The organism is Streptomyces sp. MnatMP-M17, from assembly GCF_900091995.1.
GTDB lineage: Bacteria > Actinomycetota > Actinomycetes > Streptomycetales > Streptomycetaceae > Streptomyces.
In genome coordinates this window covers 1-1,270 of the sequence record NZ_FMDK01001128.1, presented here as the reverse complement: position 1 = coordinate 1,270, position 1,270 = coordinate 1, and the positions used below count along the sequence as shown (strand labels likewise).

The window sequence follows — 1,270 nt, the reverse complement described above, 5'->3', positions numbered from 1 at the left end:
CCGCCGGTGGCCGGTCCCGCCGCGCCCGCCGCGACACCACCGCGCGCGTGCGGCGCGGAGTTGAAGAGCAGGGCCGTGGAGCCGGCCGGATCGCCGGCGAGAGCGCGCTGCGCAGAGTCGATGATCCCGTTCAGCTCCTCGGCGACGCGTGCGTAGGTCCGCGCGGCCTCGCGGTGCACCCAGGCGATGGACGAGCCGGGCAGGATGTCATGGAACTGGTGCAGGAGCACCGTCTTCCAGATCCGGTCGAGCTGCTCGTACGGATACAGGGCGCCGGTCCGTACGGCGGCGGTGGCGGCCCACAGCTCGGCCTCGCGCAGCAGATGCTCGCTGCGCCGGTTGCCCTGCTTGGTCTTCGCCTGGCTGGTGAGAGTGGCTCGGTGCAGCTCCAGATAGAGCTCGCCGACCCAGACCGGCGGATTCGGATGCTCCGCCTCGGCCTTGGCGAAGAAGGCGCCGGGCGTCTCCCACTCGACGGTCGCGGAGCCTTCGAGGCTGCGCATCCGGGCGGCCTTGGCGACCATCTCGCGGGTGGTGCCGCCGCCCCCGTCGCCCCAGCCGGTCGGCGCGAGCGAGTGTCTGGCGACGCCCTTCTCCTTGAAGTTCCGCGCGGCGTGGGCGATCTGGGCGCCCGTCATCGAGCAGTTGTAGGTGTCGATCGGCGGGAAGTGGGTGAAGATCCGCGTCCCGTCGATGCCCTCCCAGGTGAAGGTGTGATGCGGGAACTTGTTGATCTTGCTCCACGAGATCTTCTGCGTGAGCAGCCACTTGGATCCCGCGGCCTTGATGATCTGCGGCAGTCCCGCGGCGAAGCCGAAGGTGTCGGGCAGCCACGCCTCGTCGTTCTCGATGCCGAACTCGTCCAGGAAGAAGCGCTTTCCATGGACGAACTGCCGGGCCATCGCCTCGGAGCCGGGCATATTGGTGTCGGACTCGACCCACATACCGCCGGCCGGTACGAACCGGCCCTCCGCCACGGCCTTCTTGACCTTGGCGTAGACCTCGGGCCGGTGCTCCTTGATCCAGGCGAACTGCTGCGCCTGCGACATCGCGAAGACGAACTCGGGCTCGTCCTCCAGCAGGGCGGTCATATTGGCCGTCGTACGGGCCACCTTGCGTACCGTCTCGCGCAGCGGCCACAGCCAGGCCGAGTCGATGTGCGCGTGGCCGACCGCGCTGATCCGGTGCGCGGTCGACTGCGCCGGAGCGGCCAGCACCTCGGCGAGCCGCTCCCGGGCGGCGGCGGCGGTGCCGCCCACGTCCTGGAGGC

General features: G+C 70.2%; 1 protein-coding gene. It reads right to left on the bottom strand.

Annotation, left to right across the window (positions count from 1 at the left end):
- Positions 1-1,270, bottom strand: a 1,270-nt coding sequence (locus GA0115259_RS36850; RefSeq protein WP_370749338.1) for an alpha-mannosidase, incomplete at both ends; no start/stop codon positions are given.